Below are 18369 nucleotides of genomic sequence, written 5' to 3'. Positions count from 1 at the left end.
CCGAACTCGTGAGTTAAACCACCAGTTTAGTTAGGTTATTAATATCCGTAATTCTGCTCTAATTTAGCGCCTTTATTCTATTTTTCAGCGGCCTTTATGCTGTAGCTATCGGCACTGTAATATCGGCTAATTTTTCACTCCGTCATAAAATAACCCAACCTGTTAATTTCAATCGGGGTTTACCGGCAGGATTAGCATATCGGCCGCTCTATATTTTGATAAAAACAGTGAAAGGCTTCGGGGCATAGAGTTATGCATAATCTTTCCATTAAATTTTTGTTAGTTTCGGACATATAGAGGTTGTGCCACAAGTCAAGGTGAAATTTCCAGTGCTCCGGTGCCGGCAAAGTATGGGTTAAGCACTCGTATAGCGTAATGTAAAATTAAAGGGGCCTATTTTCCCCTTCAATTACCTTCACATTCTCCCTGTAAAGGCCTTCAACAGCGGTAACCGGTACACTTACACTTAACCAAGCTGGCCGGGTTGTATTTTTACCTGCCGGAAGTATTTTTACAGGGTTAATAACGCCCTCAACAAGGATGGAATCATGGTTCGGCAATATACCGCAGCCACCGCCTTCATTGTTTAGCCCATCGCCCATCACATAACGTACAAAACTCGCGCTTATATTTTTGGTGTACAATGGTCGTTCGTTACTCATCAATTGTGACAGGTTTGCTTATTCTTTCCGCAGTTTTAGTCTTAATCAGTTTGTTAGTAACAAGGTTTGGGAACGTACCGATTAACAGTTAATTATAACCTGGCCGCTCAATCACCTCCTTGCCAACTGGCTTGTTTACTAAATAATTGGAACAAGCACAATATGATCCGGTCATTAGCTGCAATCGGATGTTTCTTTGCTATAATTGTCGCTGTGCTTTATAATATTGAACAGCGCAACAAATCAAGTGTACTGATTAAAAACACCGGGCAAGAAGCATTAACTTTAAAATATTCAGAAAAATAGTTGTCCGGTTTTCGGTTGCTGCAAGGATTGGACAAGGGTAATTTTGACAAAAAATACGATGATGACCCGTGAAACAATGTACCAGGCGATTATAGATAAGGATGTAAAGTTCGAAGGGGTTTTCTTTACCGCGGTAAAAAGTACCGGCATTTTTTGCCGGCCAAGCTGCACAGCAAGAAAACCTAAAATAGAGAACGTAGAATTCCTTGAAACAGCAAACGAAGCACTCAAAAAAGGTTATAGGCCATGCAAGGTATGTAATCCGCTCGAAAAGCTGGGTGAGACGCCCACGTTTATTAAAAGGATAATTGAGGAACTGAACGAAAATCCTTCTTTAAGATTTCGTGAGAGTGACCTTATCTCCAGAGGAATTCAGCCTGTAACCATTCGCAGGTGGTTTTTAAAAAATCATGGAATTACTTTTAATGCTTATCAGCGAATGTTTCGGATAAATTCGGCTTTCAAAAAGATCCAAAAAGGTGAGGCTGTGACAATAGCCGCGTTTGAAGCAGGTTACGAATCATTAAGTGGTTTTAACGATCTATTCAAGAATGTTTTTGGGGCACCACCAAGTCAAAGCCGCGATAAAAATGTGATTGATCTTACCCGGATAGAAACCCAACTGGGAACCATGATTGCCTGCGCAGTGGATCAAGGAATTTGCCTACTGGAATTTACCGACCGCAAAATGCTGGAAACAGAGTTAAAATCACTGGCTAAAACACTGAAGGCAAAAATCATTCCTGGTAATAACCGGCATTTTAGCATGTTGACCCAACAGCTGAATGAATATTTTGAAGGAAGTAGAAAAAAGTTTACCGTTCCGCTATTTATGCCAGGAACCAAATTTCAGCAAAAAGTATGGCATGCGCTTCAGCAGCTTCCCTTTGGTGAAACCCGGTCTTATAAGCAACAAGCCATTGATATTGGCAGCCCAGACGCGATACGTGCTGTGGCAAATGCTAACGGTATGAATAGGATTGCCCTTCTGGTGCCTTGTCACCGGGTAATCGGCGAAAATGGAGCAATGACTGGTTATGGCGGTGGAATCTGGCGTAAGCAATGGCTGCTTCAACACGAAAAAATATCCTGATCCCCCTCTAAAATTTTATTCACTTACTTATTATGAAAACAAAGAATATGAACCAAAAATGGTTCGTACTGGCAGTTGTTTTGACTGCTCCATTGCTCTACGTAATTGATATTTTTATTATTAATATGGCCATTCCGGGCATTAAAAATGGCGTACATGCCAGCAATGGCGACGTCCAGTTAATGATTGCAGGTTATCTGTTGGGAAGTGCTTCATTTCTGATCACGGGTGGCCGGGCGGGTGACTATTTCGGCCGGAAAAAGGTCTTCTTTTGGGGAATGTTTTACTTTACACTTACCTCATGTCTGTGCGGCTTATCACAAACGCCATTTCAGCTCAATATTACGCGTTTTTTTCAGGGAGTAAGCTCGGCTTTTATGGCGCCGCAATCCCTCGCTTTTATCCAAATTCTATTTAGCAATGAAAAAGAAAGAGCGACCGCCGTTGGCTGGTACGGTATTACGCTGAGCATTGCGGCAATAATTGGCCAGATATTGGGCGGTTACCTTGTTGATACTCACTTTTGGATCGCGGGGTGGCGACTTGTTTTTTTAATCAATCTGCCAATTGGTACCATTTCTCTTTTAGCCATTTGGAAGTTTTTAGAAGAAACAGAAAAAGATAATAAAGCTGCATTTGATTATCAGGGTTCGATCATACTTACGATAGCGCTGGCTACAACAATCTATCCACTAACGCAAGGCCGCGATTTAGGCTGGCCACTATCGAGTTTGGTAATGTTGACATTATCAATATTTGTATGGGTGTATTTTGTTCTTAATCAGCGTCAAAAATTACGGCGTAACAAAGTACCATTAATAGATCTGACTTTGTTTCAAATCAAAGACTTTAACATTGGCATGTTGGCGGTTTTATTTCATTTCATGCTGCATACTTCGTATTTGTTAATTTCGGCGGTTTACCTTCAATCAGGGTTGGGCTACTCCGCATTAAATTGCGGGCTGTTTTTCATATTGCACGCGCTGCTATTTATGGCCTCGTCATTTTTTGCATCATTACTAATCGTAAGATTCGGTAAATGGGTACTTCAGGTCGGGTTAGTTTTGATCTTAATTTCATTTTTGCTTCAGCTTCGATTTTTTGAACCTCATGTTAGTTGGATTACGATTAATCTTTTAATAGGATTATATGGTCTTGGAAACGGTTTGGTTTTACCTTCCCTGCTTACTATAGGTTTGAAAAGTATTCCAACGAAATTTTCAGGCGTTGCGGCAGGCGTTTTTTCCACTTTTCAACAAACAGCATCCGCTTTGGGCATTAGTCTATTAGCGGGTATTTTTTATCAGGTTCTTGCTTTTGATAAGGCGCATCCAGATTATAAAAAAGCATTTGACTATAGTCTGTCTGGCAGTATTGCCTTCTTATTCATCGTTTCACTTATGCTGTTTTTGTTGCCGAAAATTACAAGTAAGTCTTATTGACCAGCGTGTTAAATATATATTTATCCAACATGATGTGTCAATCATATTTTATGGTCCCTTGGCAGGATCATAATCTTAGGAATTCTGACATTGGCAGGCTGGTCCATTATAAACTTGACAATACAAATAATATCGCCCGTATTTAATGGTTCGTGAATGCCCATACTCTCTTTAGGATGAACTGCCCAGTTTTTATGCAGCTCCGTCATCACCAGTCCCGGTTCAATACATGAAACTTGTACGGCACTTCCCGCAAGTTCAAGTCTTAAGGCTTCAGATAAAGCTTCCATCGCAAATTTGGTCGCAGAATAGGCTCCGGCTGTCGGCCGGACTTTGGTTCCCAGGACACTTGAAATATTTATAACATGCCCCAAACCCTGTTTTTTAAATCTCTTAAGCAATGCATAGGTAAGGCGGAACGTCGATTCAACATTCACACGCATCATGGCGCACATCCTGTCAATATCTATATCATCAATAGTCCCTGTTTCAAGCGTACCCGCACAATTAAACAGGTAATCACATCGGTCATATTGATTATAAATATACTCTATCAGTTTATCCTGATATTCTACGGAATTGATATCTCCGGGAAATACGTCGGTAAAGTCATTTTTTAAGCTATTCAGTTTTTCTTCTCGCCTCGCCGATAAAATCAGCTGATATCCATCAGCGCTTAAAGCCTTAGCGATTGAATAACCAATACCACTGCTGGCACCTGTAATTAAACATACCTTCTTATTATCTTTCATATTGTTTAATCGTAATTGTGACCTAAAAGTTTTTAACCAACTTTATTCATAAAGGCACAATTTATTATGAAGGCTTTCTTCCTGTAGTTATCCCGACACGATTCCAGGCATTCATCGCAATAACTCCCATCATTACTTCTGTAAAATATTTCTGCCCCAGTAGTTTAACTGCATGGTCATAAACTTCATCAGAAACACCGTGAGAGGAAAGATGTGTCATTTCTTCCGCCAAGGCTAAAATTGCCCGTTCTTCTTCGGAGAAGAACGGTGTGTCACGCCATACACTTAATAAATGAATACGACGATGGCTTTCACCGGCCGCTATTGCGTCTGTAATATGTTTATCAATGCAATAAGAGCAACCATTAATTTGCGATACCCTGATCTTTATCAGTTCTGCATGAGTTTTCGTTAAAGAACTCTGTGAAAGATATCGCTCGAATCCCATCATAACTTTAAATGCTTCCGGATCAGCATCTCTGAGAATTGTTCTGTTTGACATAGTAGTAATTTTGCCTTTAATTATTCGAAACTCACTGTTCTTGGTAAGAAATAAACGTCCTTTTTAATACGGCTCATACCGGTTCAGGATAACACATTTGTGCACCTGTTGCAATAAGCAGCAGGAGCATGCCTGAACTATCTTTTACCTAATTGAGATGATAAGATCGTTTCTAAAGTGATTTTCGTGTTTCTTCGCCAAAATTAAAATCAAATAGGACTATCTTTGTGATCCAGTTTTTAAAATTCAGGTAGTCCATGCTTCCATTCGAAACACTTATTTCTATCAACAGGTCGGATAATCTGGCAGTGTTTAGACAAATTGCCAACCAGTTGATCGAGCATATCAGAAACGGCGTGATTAATAAAGGCGATCTTTTGCCAGGTACACGAGCAATGGCTTCCTTATTAAAAGTGCACCGTAAGACAGTTATCGCCGCTTTTAATGAAATGGAGGCCCAGGGCTGGATATATCCGATTGCCCGAAAAGGATTTGCAGTTGCGTTGGAACTACCGGAATTCAGGCCCCGAAAATGGGATAAAAAAACTGCTGGTTATGGGTATGAAACCACTGTTCAGATCCCTCTAACCAACCAGGCTTCAACAGCCTTGATAAAACCGGAGGTGTTTCAATTGATCATCGATGACGGGCATCCTGATCACCGGTTGGCTCCCTTGCACCTGCTTAACCGGGAGTATAATAGCCGTATGAGAAATTCATACGCTTTCAGGCATATACCTGCGACACTGCCCCCGGGGTCAATTAAGCTACGAACTGCATTGGTGAACCATCTTGGAGCTACCCGCGGAATTCAATTACAGGAACAACACGTCATCATCACTCATGGTGCGCAGATGAGCATTTACATAGCGGCGAGTTTGCTATTGTCTCCAGGAAAGTATGTAGTGGTCGGCGAGCCGGGCTTTTATGTTGCCAATGATGTTTTCAATCATATGGGAGCACATATTATAAGGGTGCCTGTAGACGAGAACGGAATTGACGTTGCAGTGGTAGCAGAAGTTTGTAAAAAACACCCGATCAGTATGCTTTATCTGATACCGCATCATCATCATCCTACAACCGTGACCTTAAGCCCTTTAAGGCGAATTCGATTACTGGAACTGGCTGAACAATTCAATTTTATTATTGTCGAGGACGATTACGATTATGACTTTCATTACAGTTCGTCTCCATACCTTCCCCTTGCAGCAGGTAATCATCATAACCGGGTGGTGTATATCGGATCATTTTCAAAATCTTTGACAACCAGTATTCGCATAGGCTTTATGATAGGTCCAACAGACTTTATCAGAAAAGCTGTCCGGTTACGCAGATTGATAGATATGAAAGGGGATCATATTTTGGAAGATGCGCTTGCAACTTTGCTGATAAACGGAGACATCAGCAAGCATCTGAAAAAGGCAAATAAAATATATCTCGAAAGGCGGGACCATCTATGCGCCGAATTAGAAGCACACCTGAAAGGGGTAGCAGCATTTCAAAAACCTTCCGGTGGCTTGGCCATATGGGTCAAATTTGATAAAAATTATCTGCTGAGCAATATTGCAGCCAGGGCAGCGAAGCGGGGGTTGTATGTTAATGATGGTAATTTATTCGATACCCCTGAGATTAAGTACAACGCAATCCGTTTTGGATTTGCCTCGATGAATTTAAACGAATTAAGCGAAACAATAAACATCTTAGCTATGTCCTTATAAACAAGGCAGCAGACTGAGTTTAACGGCCTCGGGGGTAATTGCGCCCTTAGCAGGTCCACATACCTGCTTTAGAGCCGCCCATACCAACAAAAGGTGTTTACTGTTGTCATCAACGGAGATGACCGCAAGAAATTCCGCCAGACTTCGGAATACTTTTTCAAAGACAAAGCAGATGCTTGGTCAAAGCATCTGATCAATAGTATTTAAAACCGCTTGTTGTGTTCATTGCTCTGAAGGCAAATTTTCGCCAATAGCAAATTTCAGGTTTCAGAAGTTCCAGATATCCCTTGAGGCTATTGTTTTGTCGACCTCCTTAATACCAGATCAGGCTTGACAATGACCTTACTTACATCATTCAGCGTATTTTTGTTTTGCAACCGGTCCAACAGCATATGGAACAGTTGCGTAGCGATTTCCGCTATAGGTTGGGCAATTGCGCTGATGGGCGGGTTTAAAATATTGAATACTTCGTGATCGTCGAAAGCTATTACAGAAATATCAGCCGGAATATTTAATTCCAGTTCGTTAACTGCTTTTATACCGCTTAATGCGAGATAATTAGTTGCAAATAAAATCGCATCGACATCAGCATTGTTCCTTAAGAATTGGACAATCAGGTTTATCGTAGCTTCCATGTCATCTTCAAATGACGCTTTAAGTACCAGGGGTTTTAATTTATGTAACGCTAAAGCTGCCTCATAACCGGCGAGCCTTTCGAGCATTTGAGTTTGATCCGAACTTATGGTAACTAATGCAACCCTTTTTGCTCCCGCTATAATCAAATGCTCAACTGCTTCTCTGGTGCCGTTATAGTTGTCTAATCCAACGTAGTCTGTTAGCGTATCGGGCAGGTATCTGTCAAACAATACAACCGGCAGGTTATCTCTTAATAACCCCCTGATTTCGGCATCTATATTAGCAGGCGGGGTGATGATATACCCATCTACCTGACGCGCCCGAAATACGCTTATCAGCTCCCTGGCCTTTTCAGTATCATTTTCCGTACTGCAGTAAATGATCTTGTAACCGTTTTTATAAGCCAGAGCTTCCAGGTGATAGGCAATTTGAGAAAAGAAATGATCGGAAATCTTTTCAACCATAAGGCAGATCATCTGCGTTTTGCCTGTGCTCAGGCTCTTGGCCAGCTGACTGGGCCTATACCCCATTTGTTCGGCAAATGCTAAAACTTTTATGGATAGCTCTTCGCTTATTCTTTTTTCCCTCGCCTTTCCGTTCAAAATAAAAGAGACCGTAGACTTGGCTACATTCAACTGACGAGCAATATCGTTAATCGATAATTTTTTCATTTTAAACTGGAAACAAAACTAAGAATTAAAGCCGGTCTGTTAACCATTATTCCGAATTTCAAAAGGGCTGGCGCTGTTAAGTTAAAATCCAGCTTCAAATATTGCCTTTTTAGCTTGCAAAACCGGTTTTATTAACTATAATTGTAATCAAAAAAACACAGTTCATGAACGGCTGACCGATTAAAACGCCATATACATATAGGCTGATCATACGCAATAATAAACCACGCTGAAAAGTATAGCGACTATTTCGCAGCAATAACAATCAGGCTAAACCATTTTACGATTAAATAACCATGCAAAAAGTTCCTTTTATCGAGAAGAAATACATAGTTAACTTCATTTTCGTGACCTCATTATTTTTAATGTGGGGTGTACTACATGCCATGAGCGATGTATTGAACAAATACTTCCAGGAGGCATTGAACGTTTCCAAATCACAATCCGGTCTCATTCAACTTTCTGTTTTCGGCGCCTATTTTATAATGAGCATTCCGGCAGGCTTCTTTCTAAAAAAATTCGGTTATAAGCCAGGTGTTTTACTCGGCCTGGGATTGTTTGCTACAGGTATATTTATGTTTGTACCTGCAGCGGATGCTGCCTCATTTAATTTTTTCAGGATCGCCTTATTTGTCATGGGCTGTGGCATGGCGACACTCGAAACGGTAGCACATCCTTTCTCGGCGGCTTTAGGCGACCAGCGCACAAGTGATATCCGTATCAATTTTTCACAAATGTTTAATGCCATTGGTGCCATCTGCGGGCCGCTTATCGCCTCTTGGTTCCTGCTTAGGGCAACCGGCGCCCATACTAATGACCTTTCGGCTGTAAAATCCCTTTACATCGGTATCGGCGCGGTTATCCTTTTCCTGATAATGGTTTTTCTTTTTCTTCGCGTACCTTCGCTTACTGACCCTCATGCGGTTACAGCCGCAGATGATGCGGAAGCCTTGAATATAGATCTGGCGCCTTCAAAAAAGCTATACCAGCATAAGCATTTTGTATGGGCTGTTGCTGCACAGTTTTTCAACGTTGCCGCCCAAGGCGGCACATGGGCTTTTTTTATCAACTACGGTCATGAAGTCATGGGCTTTAGCAACCTTACGGCAGGCAACTACATGAGCGTTTTTATGCTAATGATGGCTTTAGGTCGTGTTATAGGAACATTCCTGATGAAGTTCATTGCACCTAATAAATTACTGGCTTTATTTGCGATAGCAAATATTACGATGTGCGTTATCGTCGCTCAAGGATGGGGATGGACATCCTATATCGCGCTGATGATGATCAACTTTTTCTTCAGCATTATGTTTCCTACTATCTTCAGCCTTGGGTTAAAAAACCTGGGACGGCATACGCAGCAAGCTTCGTCATTTATATCTATGGGCGTTGTAGGCGGTGCGATTTTCCCACTACTGATGGGGCAAATAGCTAATCATAATGTTGCGCATGCCTACTACCTGCCTATCATATGCTACCTGATCATCTTTTTGTTTGCCTTCAAATTCTACAGGGTTAAGCACTAAAGATATCATACCCATTACTATTCCATCCATCACGTTTACGGGGAAGGCCTCATTTTTGGAGGGTAATCAAGGTAGTTGACCGGGTCGAAAAAAAGCTGAATGCGAGCTACATCCCGTTAAAAAATCACGGCCCCAAATTCATGGGGCCGTGAAACCAATTAATAGACCAGGTTATGAATAGATTATCCCGGGGATCTTTCGTGCCTGAAACGCCGGTATTTTTCCGGGAACAAACACAGCGTTGCGTTCTTCACAGCAACCTTCATATTTTTTAATAATTATATTTCAAGCAAGCACAGGGTGTAATTAAGCACGGAAGCCGGAACTCTCTGACCATAGGCAAAGAACCTGTTTAAAACCGTTTAAAGGTTGACCTTAAATACATTTTTATTGACAATATACCTATTTGCACCAAACCCTGCGCTACTATTCCCTATTTCAGCTTGATAGTGAGATTGGACTATCATTGACGAGAATTTCCCCTCATAGTTCTCAGAATAAGTAGAATTTACAACCAGATTGACGGCAATCCACCTTTTCATTGATATCAAGCGCCAAAAGGTTGATTACGTAACCGGCATTTATAGAATTTCATCATTCATTTCGACTCGTTTTCCAGATCAAAACCTTTAAATGATCCATACTCATGAGGTAGACCTTTAAAAAATAATCCAACACGGGGAGCCCTGTCCCACTGGGGTAAAAAGCTGGTCATGATAGTCCCGCCTGCAAACATTTTAGTCCACGTGCTTCCCCCGTAGCGGTAGTAAACCCCGCAAGTTTTATCTGGCGACATACGAATTTTAAATTGAATGGATTTACTGCCAGTTACTGTTGCTGAATCAGTAACCATAAAAACACCTTCTTTAACCATCCAGGAAATTACCTGATTACCTCTAATACCTATGCCTAACGCGGATTTAACCGATCCGTAAAAGGCAAGCCCTTTTAATGCATTGTTGTGGTTGGCTACGGTGGTGGTGATGGTAAAGTTATCAGATACTAGGCGCAGGCCGTAGATAATGCCCATTGTGTTGCCATTAAGCATTCTACCAGTTAAGCTCAAATTGCCATTTAATTGTTTTACAAATGGTTGGGCATAGTGAAAATCATATTGCCAATACATAGCCGGCGTTTTATCCATAAATTTATCATGAATATTAGGCAATGCAGTTGCATTGGCAAACGCACGCATTTTTGGCCATCCATCATGACCTGACCAGTCAACGGATGAGAGTATGCCATGCCTGCCGGTAAAAACATTACTTCCCTCCGTATAGGCGTGGCACAGATATACATATTTTCCTGAATACGTTTGTACAACAGTACCATGACCGCTACACTTCCAGCCAGCGGCAGCCTGTAGTATTTCACCGTCCTCATACTTTTCATACGGGCCCGTAACAATCAGGAACTGCGTTTGTTTTTAAAACAGGCTTTTGAGCAGTATTATGTAATCCACGAAGCCGAATACGGCAGGCAAGGCCTTGAATTAGCAATCCAAAATGTACCTGATCTCATCATCAGTGATGTGATGATGCCGGGAATGAACGGTATCGAACTATGTAAGGCGATCAAAGATCAGTTCGAAACCAGCCATATTCCCTTCATCATCTTATCAGCAAAAGATGCCTTAGACACTAAAATAGAAGGAATGGAATCCGGAGCTGATTTTTATTTCGCCAAACCATTAAGTATAGAGCTATTAATATTAACCGTTAGCAATATATTTGACCGGGCGGAAAAGCTGAAGAAACGTTATACAAATGATTATTTGTCTGAAGCTACCGAGCTTGTACATTCTGAGAAAGACAAGGAATTCTTTCAAAGGCTTGTCGGAATAATCGAAGATAATATCCAGGACCTCAACCTGGATGTAGACTTCCTATGCAGGCATTTGTATATCAGCCGGACAAAACTATATCAAAAAATTAAAGGTATTACCGATCAGTCGGTCGCGGAGTTTATACGCACAATCAGACTCAAGCGGGCTATACAGATTATGACGCATGAAGATGTATCTATGAGTGAAGTTGCCGACAGGATCGGTTTGCAAAGCAATTCAAACTTTTCAAGGGCTTTTAAGAAAGAGTTCGGTAAATCGCCGTTACAATTTATGCAATCCTTAAAAAAAACATAAACTGTCGTTTTAAGAATTGAGCACACATAAAAGGAATATAGACCGGAAAGATCATGTAAATTGCAACAAATTTTCCGGCATCCTCTTAGCCGGCGTCGTGCTGGTTAACGGCGCTGCAGGTTTGATATATTGATGCAGTATGCGAAAAGATTTTATAATCATTGACTAAGAGAATAGCGAGATTTGGCCACGGAGGCCCAATACACATTACCGTTAGGTTTCCGCATCCTGGAATCTTCCGTCATGCTACCTTATCTTCGATATATTTAAATTTATCCACCGCCCGGCTATGGCTTATTCAAGAATACAAAAAACGCTCCGGATCTCATCCCGGAGCGCTGTCTTTACTAAATCTTTATCATCATCGCTGCCCGGTCAATCTCGTTTAGGCAGTATCTTTATCCGAACTATTTTTTCAGTTCATATTCAAAAACTTGCTTTTGAGGCGAAAGCTTTACGTTTATCTCAACAACCGGGGCCGCATCTTTTTTCCCGTTAACAAGTCCTTGCGGATCGATGTTATCCACCGGTTCAATCATGGTGTAAGCCCCCTTTAGGCCATTTAAAACCTTATTGTTTAATGCTATCTTGTCCAGGTTCTTAAAGCTGTGCATCACAAGCTTAAGGCGCGTAAATCTACTGTTAAAATTACCCGTGGGTTCGCTGATAATTAACTTTCGCTGAGTTGGATCAAAGTTTATAACTCGTTTATTAAAGTCATTATTTTCATAGTTATATGACTTACCGTCGTCCTGATAAAGTATAAATGTATTATTCAGCCTGCCATTGTATATGTGCAGTGTAAGCGTGTCGGTTGGTGCTTCTGAAGTAGTTTGTACCAGCGACTGCATTGGGATAATGCTGCTCTCTTTTACAAAAACCGGCAGGTGGCTCATGTTAAGCGGCTCAACCGCTTCCTGCTGTCCTTGTATCTGCTCATCATTGTATAAATTATACCATGTTCCCTCTGGAAAATATATCCTGCCATATTCTTTAGTACTTTCAAACGGGGCTATCATAAACGCTCCGCCAAACATATACTGATTTTGAAAAGCGGGGTCATAAACTTTTGGATCAAAGGTATAATTGATAGCCAACGAACGCATTACAGGCATCCCGGTCTGTGTTGACTCATAAAAATTGGAGTACATATAAGGAATGAGTCTATACCTGAAATTGATGTAGTTACGACTGATCTCCAGCGCATCCTCGCCGTAAGCCCATGGCTCTGATGCTTTGGTATTTAATGCGGTGTGGTTGCGATAGTAAGGAATAAATGCACCTATCTGCATCCAGCGCGTAAATAAAGAAGTACTTGCTCCGCCTGTGAAGCCGCCGATGTCCATCGCCGTGAATGATACTCCACTTAAACCGAGGCTATTCATCAGACGTACGCCAAGTAACATATGATTTTCTTCTGCGCGGTTATCACCGGTCCAGATAGCGGAATATCGTTGTAAACCGGCATAACCCGAGCGGGTTAAAATGAACGGGCGCTCTTTGAAATGTTCCCTTGCACCTTCATAACTTGAGCGGATCATTTCTAAAGCATAAACGTTATGTGCCTGCAGATGTGTGGTTTTTGCACCGTCAAAATCAAACAATACGTTCGATGGCATTTTTTGTCCCCAGGTTGAGATCTCGTTCATGTCATTCCAGATACCGCTTACACCATTATCAGCAAAGAACTTAACTTGTTTACGCCACCAGGCCCTGCCCTTCTCGCTGGTAAAATCAGTGAAATTACACCATCCCGGCCAAACCTGACCAGTATAAAAAGTTTTATCGGGGTATTGAATAAACACACTGTCTTTAGCGCCGCTTTCATACGCCGGTGCGCCTTTTTCAACTTTGATGCCTGGGTCAACAATAACAGTAAGCTTAAAACCAAGCTTATTGAGCTTTGAAGTTAGTTCCGCCGGATCTGGGAAACGATTTTTATCCCAGGTAAATAACTGGTAACGGTCCATGTAATGGATATCGAGTGTGATACCATCGCTTGGGATCTTTTTTTCGCGCAGGGTTTGAGCTATACGCAGCACCTCAGTGTCCGGATAATAGCTGTACCTGTTTTGCTGATATCCTAAACTCCAAAGCGGCGGCATCTTCATATGACCGGTCAAGGCTGTATACGACTGGATAATACCCGCTATGTTTTGGTTGTAGATAAAATAATAATTCATCTCCCCGCCATGGGCGCCAAATGATGAAAAACGGTTATTACTCGCGCCAAAATTAAAATCGCTTTGATAGGTATTATCCATAAAGACACCATAGTTGAGTTTATGGTGGATACCTATATAAAACGGGATAGTGGAGTAAATCGGATCCTGATCAACCTGGTAACCGTAGGTATCAGAGTTCCAGTTAGTATAGGCATTGCCTTTACGATCAAGGTTACCCGTTTTTTCGCCAAGTCCGATAAAACGTTCGCCGGGCATTATGGTTTTATAGGTGGTTACCTCCTCGCCTACCCATCCTGTTGTCAGGCCGGGCTCATCCTGGTTTATAAGTTGCCCATCGGTGGTATAATATGCTATCGCGAAAGGTTTTTTATGGATAACTGCCTTTAACGAGTCAGTGAGTACCGTTATGCTTTCTTCATTTTGTGTGATACTTGTTTTTACTTTTTGAGGCTGCGCGACGACGGCATAAGAAAAATCTCTACCTAGAGGTTTCTTATCTAATCGAACACGGATAACCGAAGGCGAATAAACTGCAACTTTACCAAATACGCCTCCCGCTTCAAAAACTATCTCCTGACCGTTAACAATAACTTTGCTCAAATTACCCGGCATAAGCACAGGCGATTGTGCCATGAGCCTGGATATGCCCATGACACAAATTAATATTAAAGTGATCTTTTTAAATTTCATGTATCTGCTTAAAAAATTATTGCGTTAAAACCATATGCTGGTAAGGTTGCAATGCTAACGTACCATTTAATGAAACCGAAGCCCCGGTAAAGGCGTTCTTCCACGAAGTAGTGTTCAATCCCGCAGGCACGGTATAAGCCACAGTGTTGTTTTTCAGATTAGATATCACCAATACTTTTTCTTTACTGGTTGATTTGGCGAATACCGCAACATCGTCGCTGCTGAAAGTAGCAAGGTCGCCATTTCTTACCGCATCGCTATTTTTACGAAAAGCGATGATCTTTTTGTATTCGGCAGTCATATCCGGATTAGTGCCCCAATCTATGGGTGTATGATAAAAGAAATCAATACCGCGGGTACAGCCTACCTCCTGTCCGTTGTAGATCATAGGCACACCTTTCATATAAGCACTTACCAAAAATGCAGCCATTGAGCCGATTTTGCCACCGTAAAGCGCTATTGGGTTGCCGTCGCTATTGTACACATCATGGTTGGTAATATACCTAACAACTTGTGAACCGTTGAAAGCGCCCGAGTATTCGCTCGTATTTAATGCCGAAAGCTGTGTAACAGAGCCGTTGCCCGCGTAAACCTTGCTTTCAATTGTTGAATACCAGGCCATGCCATAGGTCATCTGAAAACCTGCCTTAAAATGATCACCACGGGTACCTTCTGCCAGCATCAGCAGTTTATGGGTGCTGATTGTTTTAAGGGCATCATTAGCTTGCTTCCAAAAATCAAACGGAACAAAATCAGCAGCATCACAACGGAAACCATCGATATTGGCATTGTACACCCAGTATTCCATGGCGTCGATCATGGCTTTGCGCATGTCCTGATTATCAAAGTTCAGAGCGGCAACGTCTGTCCAGTTAGTACCAGTTGGCGGGATGATGTTACCGCTTGCATCCTGCTTATACCAACTTTTGTTGCTGATCCATGCGTTATCCCATGAGGTATGATCGGCAACCCAATCCAGCATTACAGCCATGTTTTTGCTGTGCGCAGCGTCAACCAAAGCTTTCAGGTCGTCCATATTGCCAAATTCGGAGTTAACCGATTTGTAATCTTTAACTGCATAAGGCGAGCCTAAGCCACCTGCAGACTTTAGTACACCTACGGGGTAAACCGGCATTAGGTACACCACATTAGCACCCAACGCCTTGATCGAGTCCAGGCGGGCGGTAACACCTTTTAATGATGCATCATTGCTAAAAGCACGGATATTTACCTGGTAAATAATAGCGTCCTGTGTGTTGGGTACGCCGGCAAAAGGAGTGCCGTATTGGGTGTACGGCGTGTTATTTGCCAGCGTGTTGTTGCTATCTTTTTTACAATAGCTAAACAACGAAACAAGGCAAATCAACAGAGTATTGATCATCATATTACGGGTAGTTTTAAATTTCATCGTCATCATCAATTAAAACAGGGCGGCACCTGTTAGCACCGCCCTGCCATGATTAGTTTTTATGTAAAGTGTATTTGTAGTTGTTGGCATCGTGCAGGTCGAGCGTAATAGTATAGTTGCCGCTCGATGGTACGCTCAGGTTATCCAATGTTCCATTATAGCCATACACAGGGCTATCAGCATAGGTGAGCTTACCATCTTTGGTGATACCAAAATCGATATTCCAGGCATTATTAGCCCTAAACTTGAACGACCCCGACGCCGACATATCGCAAGTCAATGTCCAAACCTGTTTGGCAACATCGTAAGTCATCTGGGTATCGGTACTCCAGCCGCCCGGCGAGGCATCACCTAAAATACTCCAGGTAGTTTTGGTATACGTCCAGGTAAGGTTATTGGTATTGGCTGATAATTCGTAATAACCAGGCCCTGGCACAACAAGACCACCGGCTAAACCATCGGTTGATAGCTTGCCTTCGCTGGCGTAGCCGTAATTGATATGGTTCCAATCCCTATCACTTGTAAATTTAAAATTGAAAGTTCCGCCAGCCGGGAAGTATACATAACCCTCGTAAATTTTATTGGATTGCAAGGCCACAATTGATGTTGCCGTACCCGGCGACCAGCCCTGATAATCGCCCGGAACATACAATGCCGGAAAACCGGTAAACACCTGGTACGGACTGATAGTTATAGCAAGCCCCCTGGTATAAGTGTTCCTATCCATCGTAGCCTGTGTTCTGAAAACCAATTTACCGGCAGTGTTAGGTTCAATACCCATTGAAATAGCAAGTGTATTCAGGTCCGAGCCTTTGTATGCTTTAGAAAGTACATCATCGCCCACTACAATGTTTTTAGCGTTTGCCCAAGCGGTAGTACCAACTGTATCTGCCGGCACATCTACCTGCAACGTGTAAGTTACTGCTGCCTTAATAGGAAATTTAACTGCCGGCCACGAAAACGTGATAACCGAAGCATCATCAGTGGCGGCTGAAAGTGCCACCGTACCCGTGGAAGCTTTGATAGATGAGTCAAAACCTATAGGCTCAAGTACTGTTAGTTTGGCATCCTTTTTACAGCCCAGGGCTAAGCAGGACACCAGTATTATGCTGAAATTGATTAATTTTTTCATCATGTGATTTGGATTTAGTAGCCAGGATTTTGTTTTAAACCGGGGTTAGCATTAAGCGCGCTGGTAGGGATCGGAAACAGTTTTCTGAAATCGCCTACGGCAGGTACAAAGCCATGTGCAAGGGTAAACTTGTTAAACCTGATCATATCCTGCCTGCGATGGCCTTCCCAATTTAGCTCGAAGCCACGCTCATCATAAATATTATCCAAAGTCGGGTTGCCTGATAACGCGCTTAGGCCCGCACGTGCCCTTACCTGATCAATAAATGGTTTAGCTGCAGCGGCGTTACCTAAACGTACATTGCATTCAGCTTGCATCAACAGGATATCGGCATAGCGATAAATAGGAAAATCATTTGATTCGCCGCTGCCGTCTGCAGGTTTGGCCGGAAAAAATTTGATGTTACGGATACCTTCATTCGGGCCGGCGCCAGGATTATCCAGCGAAGAAACATTGGCAGTGTAAGTAACACCACCCGCCTGCGAGCCTACTAAAAATTGTTTTCTGCGAATATCATTGGCATCATACTTATCATAGTATTCTTTAGGTACGATAGTACCGTTCCACCCGCTGAAACCGATAAGCGCTAAACCGTTCGCACCATTCAAGCTACGTATGGTGTAAATATTGCGCGATACAATATTCTCGGTAACATAAATAGCCAGAATCGTTTCATCATCGGGCAGTTTATCGCCAAAAAGCTCGTAATATTTACTACCAACCGGATTGGTGGCATCAACATCGCCAGGGTGCAAAGAATAACCGCCCGAAGCGACCTTGTTACAAGCGGCCAAACACTCGGCCCATTTAGCGGTACCAGTATACACTTCGGCATTTAAATAAAGCTTAGCCAGTAAAGTATAGCCAGCCCATTTATTAAAACGACCATAGTAAACACCACCTTTGGTTTCGGATAATTTATCTACATTTTCGGTAAGTTCTTTCACTATAAAATCGTAAACATCTTTGCGTTTGGTTTGCGGAATTTTATCAACTGTAACACTATTGCTGGTATAAAAAGGCACATCGCCAAAATCATCTATCAGCAAATAGTAAAACCAGGCCCGCAATACTTTAGCTTCGGCAATTTTTGATTCATCAGCCTTGGCTTGGGTCAATTGATCGATAGCCAGATTGGCCGTATAAACTGATTTATAAAGCCAGTTCCAGGTATTACCAATAATAGACGCGCTTGGCAGCCATTGCCGCTGGTAAAGTTGGGCAAAATCAAGTTGCCAATCGCCTGTGTTACGGTGTGGGATCACCTGCTCATCAGACGAAAAGCAGTTCAGATCGTACCAACCATTATCAGCACCGGCATACCCAACCCCGCCCCAGTTACCCCCCACCTGCGAGTAAACGCCAGCCAAAGCAACATCCGCGCCTTTAGCCGAGCCGTAAAACTGATCGGCAGGGTATTTATCGTATACATTTTCACTAACCTTAGTACAGCTTACAGCTCCCAGGCCAATAATTAAAATGCTTGTCAATATCTTTTTCATGTG

The 18369-nt window shown here is 42.2% G+C and carries 14 protein-coding genes and 1 pseudogene; 5 read left to right on the top strand and 10 right to left on the bottom strand.

The genetic code is table 11. The features are described 5' to 3' along the window. Positions 1-383: 383 nt before the first annotated feature. A complete protein-coding gene (locus ACP26M_RS03180; RefSeq protein ID WP_426586096.1) occupies positions 384-662 on the bottom strand; it encodes a hypothetical protein in 279 nt (92 codons plus the stop codon). A 364-nt stretch (positions 663-1026) separates the two neighbouring features. Here ACP26M_RS03180 and ACP26M_RS03175 point away from each other — a divergent pair, with 364 nt between their 5' ends. Then, on the top strand, positions 1027-2061 hold the full coding sequence (locus ACP26M_RS03175) for a bifunctional transcriptional activator/DNA repair enzyme AdaA (RefSeq protein WP_426586094.1): 1035 nt from the start codon (positions 1027-1029) through the stop codon (positions 2059-2061). A 32-nt stretch (positions 2062-2093) separates the two neighbouring features. Further along, on the top strand, positions 2094-3503 hold the full coding sequence (locus ACP26M_RS03170) for an MFS transporter (protein ID WP_426586091.1): 1410 nt from the start codon (positions 2094-2096) through the stop codon (positions 3501-3503). A gap of 41 nt (positions 3504-3544) precedes the next feature. Here ACP26M_RS03170 and ACP26M_RS03165 read toward each other — a convergent pair whose 3' ends face one another. Together ACP26M_RS03165 and ACP26M_RS03160 are read right to left on the bottom strand one after the other, a co-directional pair. Continuing rightward, positions 3545-4255, bottom strand: a complete 711-nt coding sequence (locus ACP26M_RS03165; RefSeq protein WP_426586089.1) for an SDR family oxidoreductase — start codon at positions 4253-4255, stop codon at positions 3545-3547. 64 nt (positions 4256-4319) lie between these two features. Then, a complete protein-coding gene (locus tag ACP26M_RS03160; RefSeq protein ID WP_426586087.1) occupies positions 4320-4757 on the bottom strand; it encodes a carboxymuconolactone decarboxylase family protein in 438 nt (145 codons plus the stop codon). Positions 4758-5014: 257 nt separating this feature from the next. Between ACP26M_RS03160 and ACP26M_RS03155 the strand changes: the two genes are divergently transcribed. Beyond that, a complete protein-coding gene (locus ACP26M_RS03155) occupies positions 5015-6475 on the top strand; it encodes a PLP-dependent aminotransferase family protein (protein WP_426586085.1) in 1461 nt (486 codons plus the stop codon). A 293-nt stretch (positions 6476-6768) separates the two neighbouring features. Here ACP26M_RS03155 and ACP26M_RS03150 read toward each other — a convergent pair whose 3' ends face one another. After that, complete coding sequence (locus ACP26M_RS03150) at positions 6769-7782, bottom strand: LacI family DNA-binding transcriptional regulator (protein ID WP_426586083.1); 1014 nt, start codon at positions 7780-7782, stop codon at positions 6769-6771. Between the two features lie 296 nt (positions 7783-8078). Between ACP26M_RS03150 and fucP the strand changes: the two genes are divergently transcribed. Then, positions 8079-9308, top strand: a complete 1230-nt coding sequence (gene fucP, locus ACP26M_RS03145) for an L-fucose:H+ symporter permease (RefSeq protein WP_426586081.1) — start codon at positions 8079-8081, stop codon at positions 9306-9308. A 598-nt stretch (positions 9309-9906) separates the two neighbouring features. Here fucP and ACP26M_RS03140 read toward each other — a convergent pair. Beyond that, complete coding sequence (locus ACP26M_RS03140; RefSeq protein ID WP_426586079.1) at positions 9907-10452, bottom strand: hypothetical protein; 546 nt, start codon at positions 10450-10452, stop codon at positions 9907-9909. 66 nt (positions 10453-10518) lie between these two features. After that, positions 10519-10716: pseudogene (locus tag ACP26M_RS03135) on the bottom strand (family 43 glycosylhydrolase); the annotation flags it as partial. A gap of 12 nt (positions 10717-10728) precedes the next feature. Between ACP26M_RS03135 and ACP26M_RS03130 the strand changes: the two are divergent. Beyond that, positions 10729-11448 carry a response regulator transcription factor gene (locus tag ACP26M_RS03130; protein WP_426586076.1) on the top strand — a complete coding sequence of 240 codons (720 nt, stop codon included), beginning with the start codon at positions 10729-10731 and terminating at the stop codon, positions 11446-11448. Positions 11449-11855: 407 nt separating this feature from the next. On the opposite strand, the gene ACP26M_RS03125 is transcribed toward ACP26M_RS03130, so the two are convergent. The 4 genes from ACP26M_RS03125 to ACP26M_RS03110 are packed head-to-tail and all read right to left on the bottom strand — an operon-like array spanning position 11856 to position 18366. Beyond that, positions 11856-14324 (bottom strand): TIM-barrel domain-containing protein, encoded by a 2469-nt coding sequence (locus ACP26M_RS03125; protein ID WP_426586074.1) that lies wholly within the window; start codon positions 14322-14324, stop codon positions 11856-11858. Between the two features lie 16 nt (positions 14325-14340). Next, entirely contained in the window at positions 14341-15732 is a 1392-nt protein-coding gene (locus ACP26M_RS03120) for an alpha-amylase family glycosyl hydrolase (protein ID WP_426586072.1), read from the bottom strand. Positions 15733-15784: 52 nt separating this feature from the next. Then, the gene (locus ACP26M_RS03115) at positions 15785-16867 is read right to left on the bottom strand and encodes a SusE domain-containing protein (RefSeq protein ID WP_426586070.1); all 1083 of its coding nucleotides are present in this window, start codon (positions 16865-16867) and stop codon (positions 15785-15787) included. 11 nt (positions 16868-16878) lie between these two features. Further along, the gene (locus ACP26M_RS03110; RefSeq protein WP_426586068.1) at positions 16879-18366 is read right to left on the bottom strand and encodes a RagB/SusD family nutrient uptake outer membrane protein; all 1488 of its coding nucleotides are present in this window, start codon (positions 18364-18366) and stop codon (positions 16879-16881) included. Positions 18367-18369 lie beyond the last annotated feature (3 nt).

This window comes from Mucilaginibacter sp. R-33, assembly GCF_049949235.1.
Taxonomy (GTDB): domain Bacteria; phylum Bacteroidota; class Bacteroidia; order Sphingobacteriales; family Sphingobacteriaceae; genus Mucilaginibacter.
This window is presented reverse-complemented; position numbering and strand designations above follow the sequence as displayed.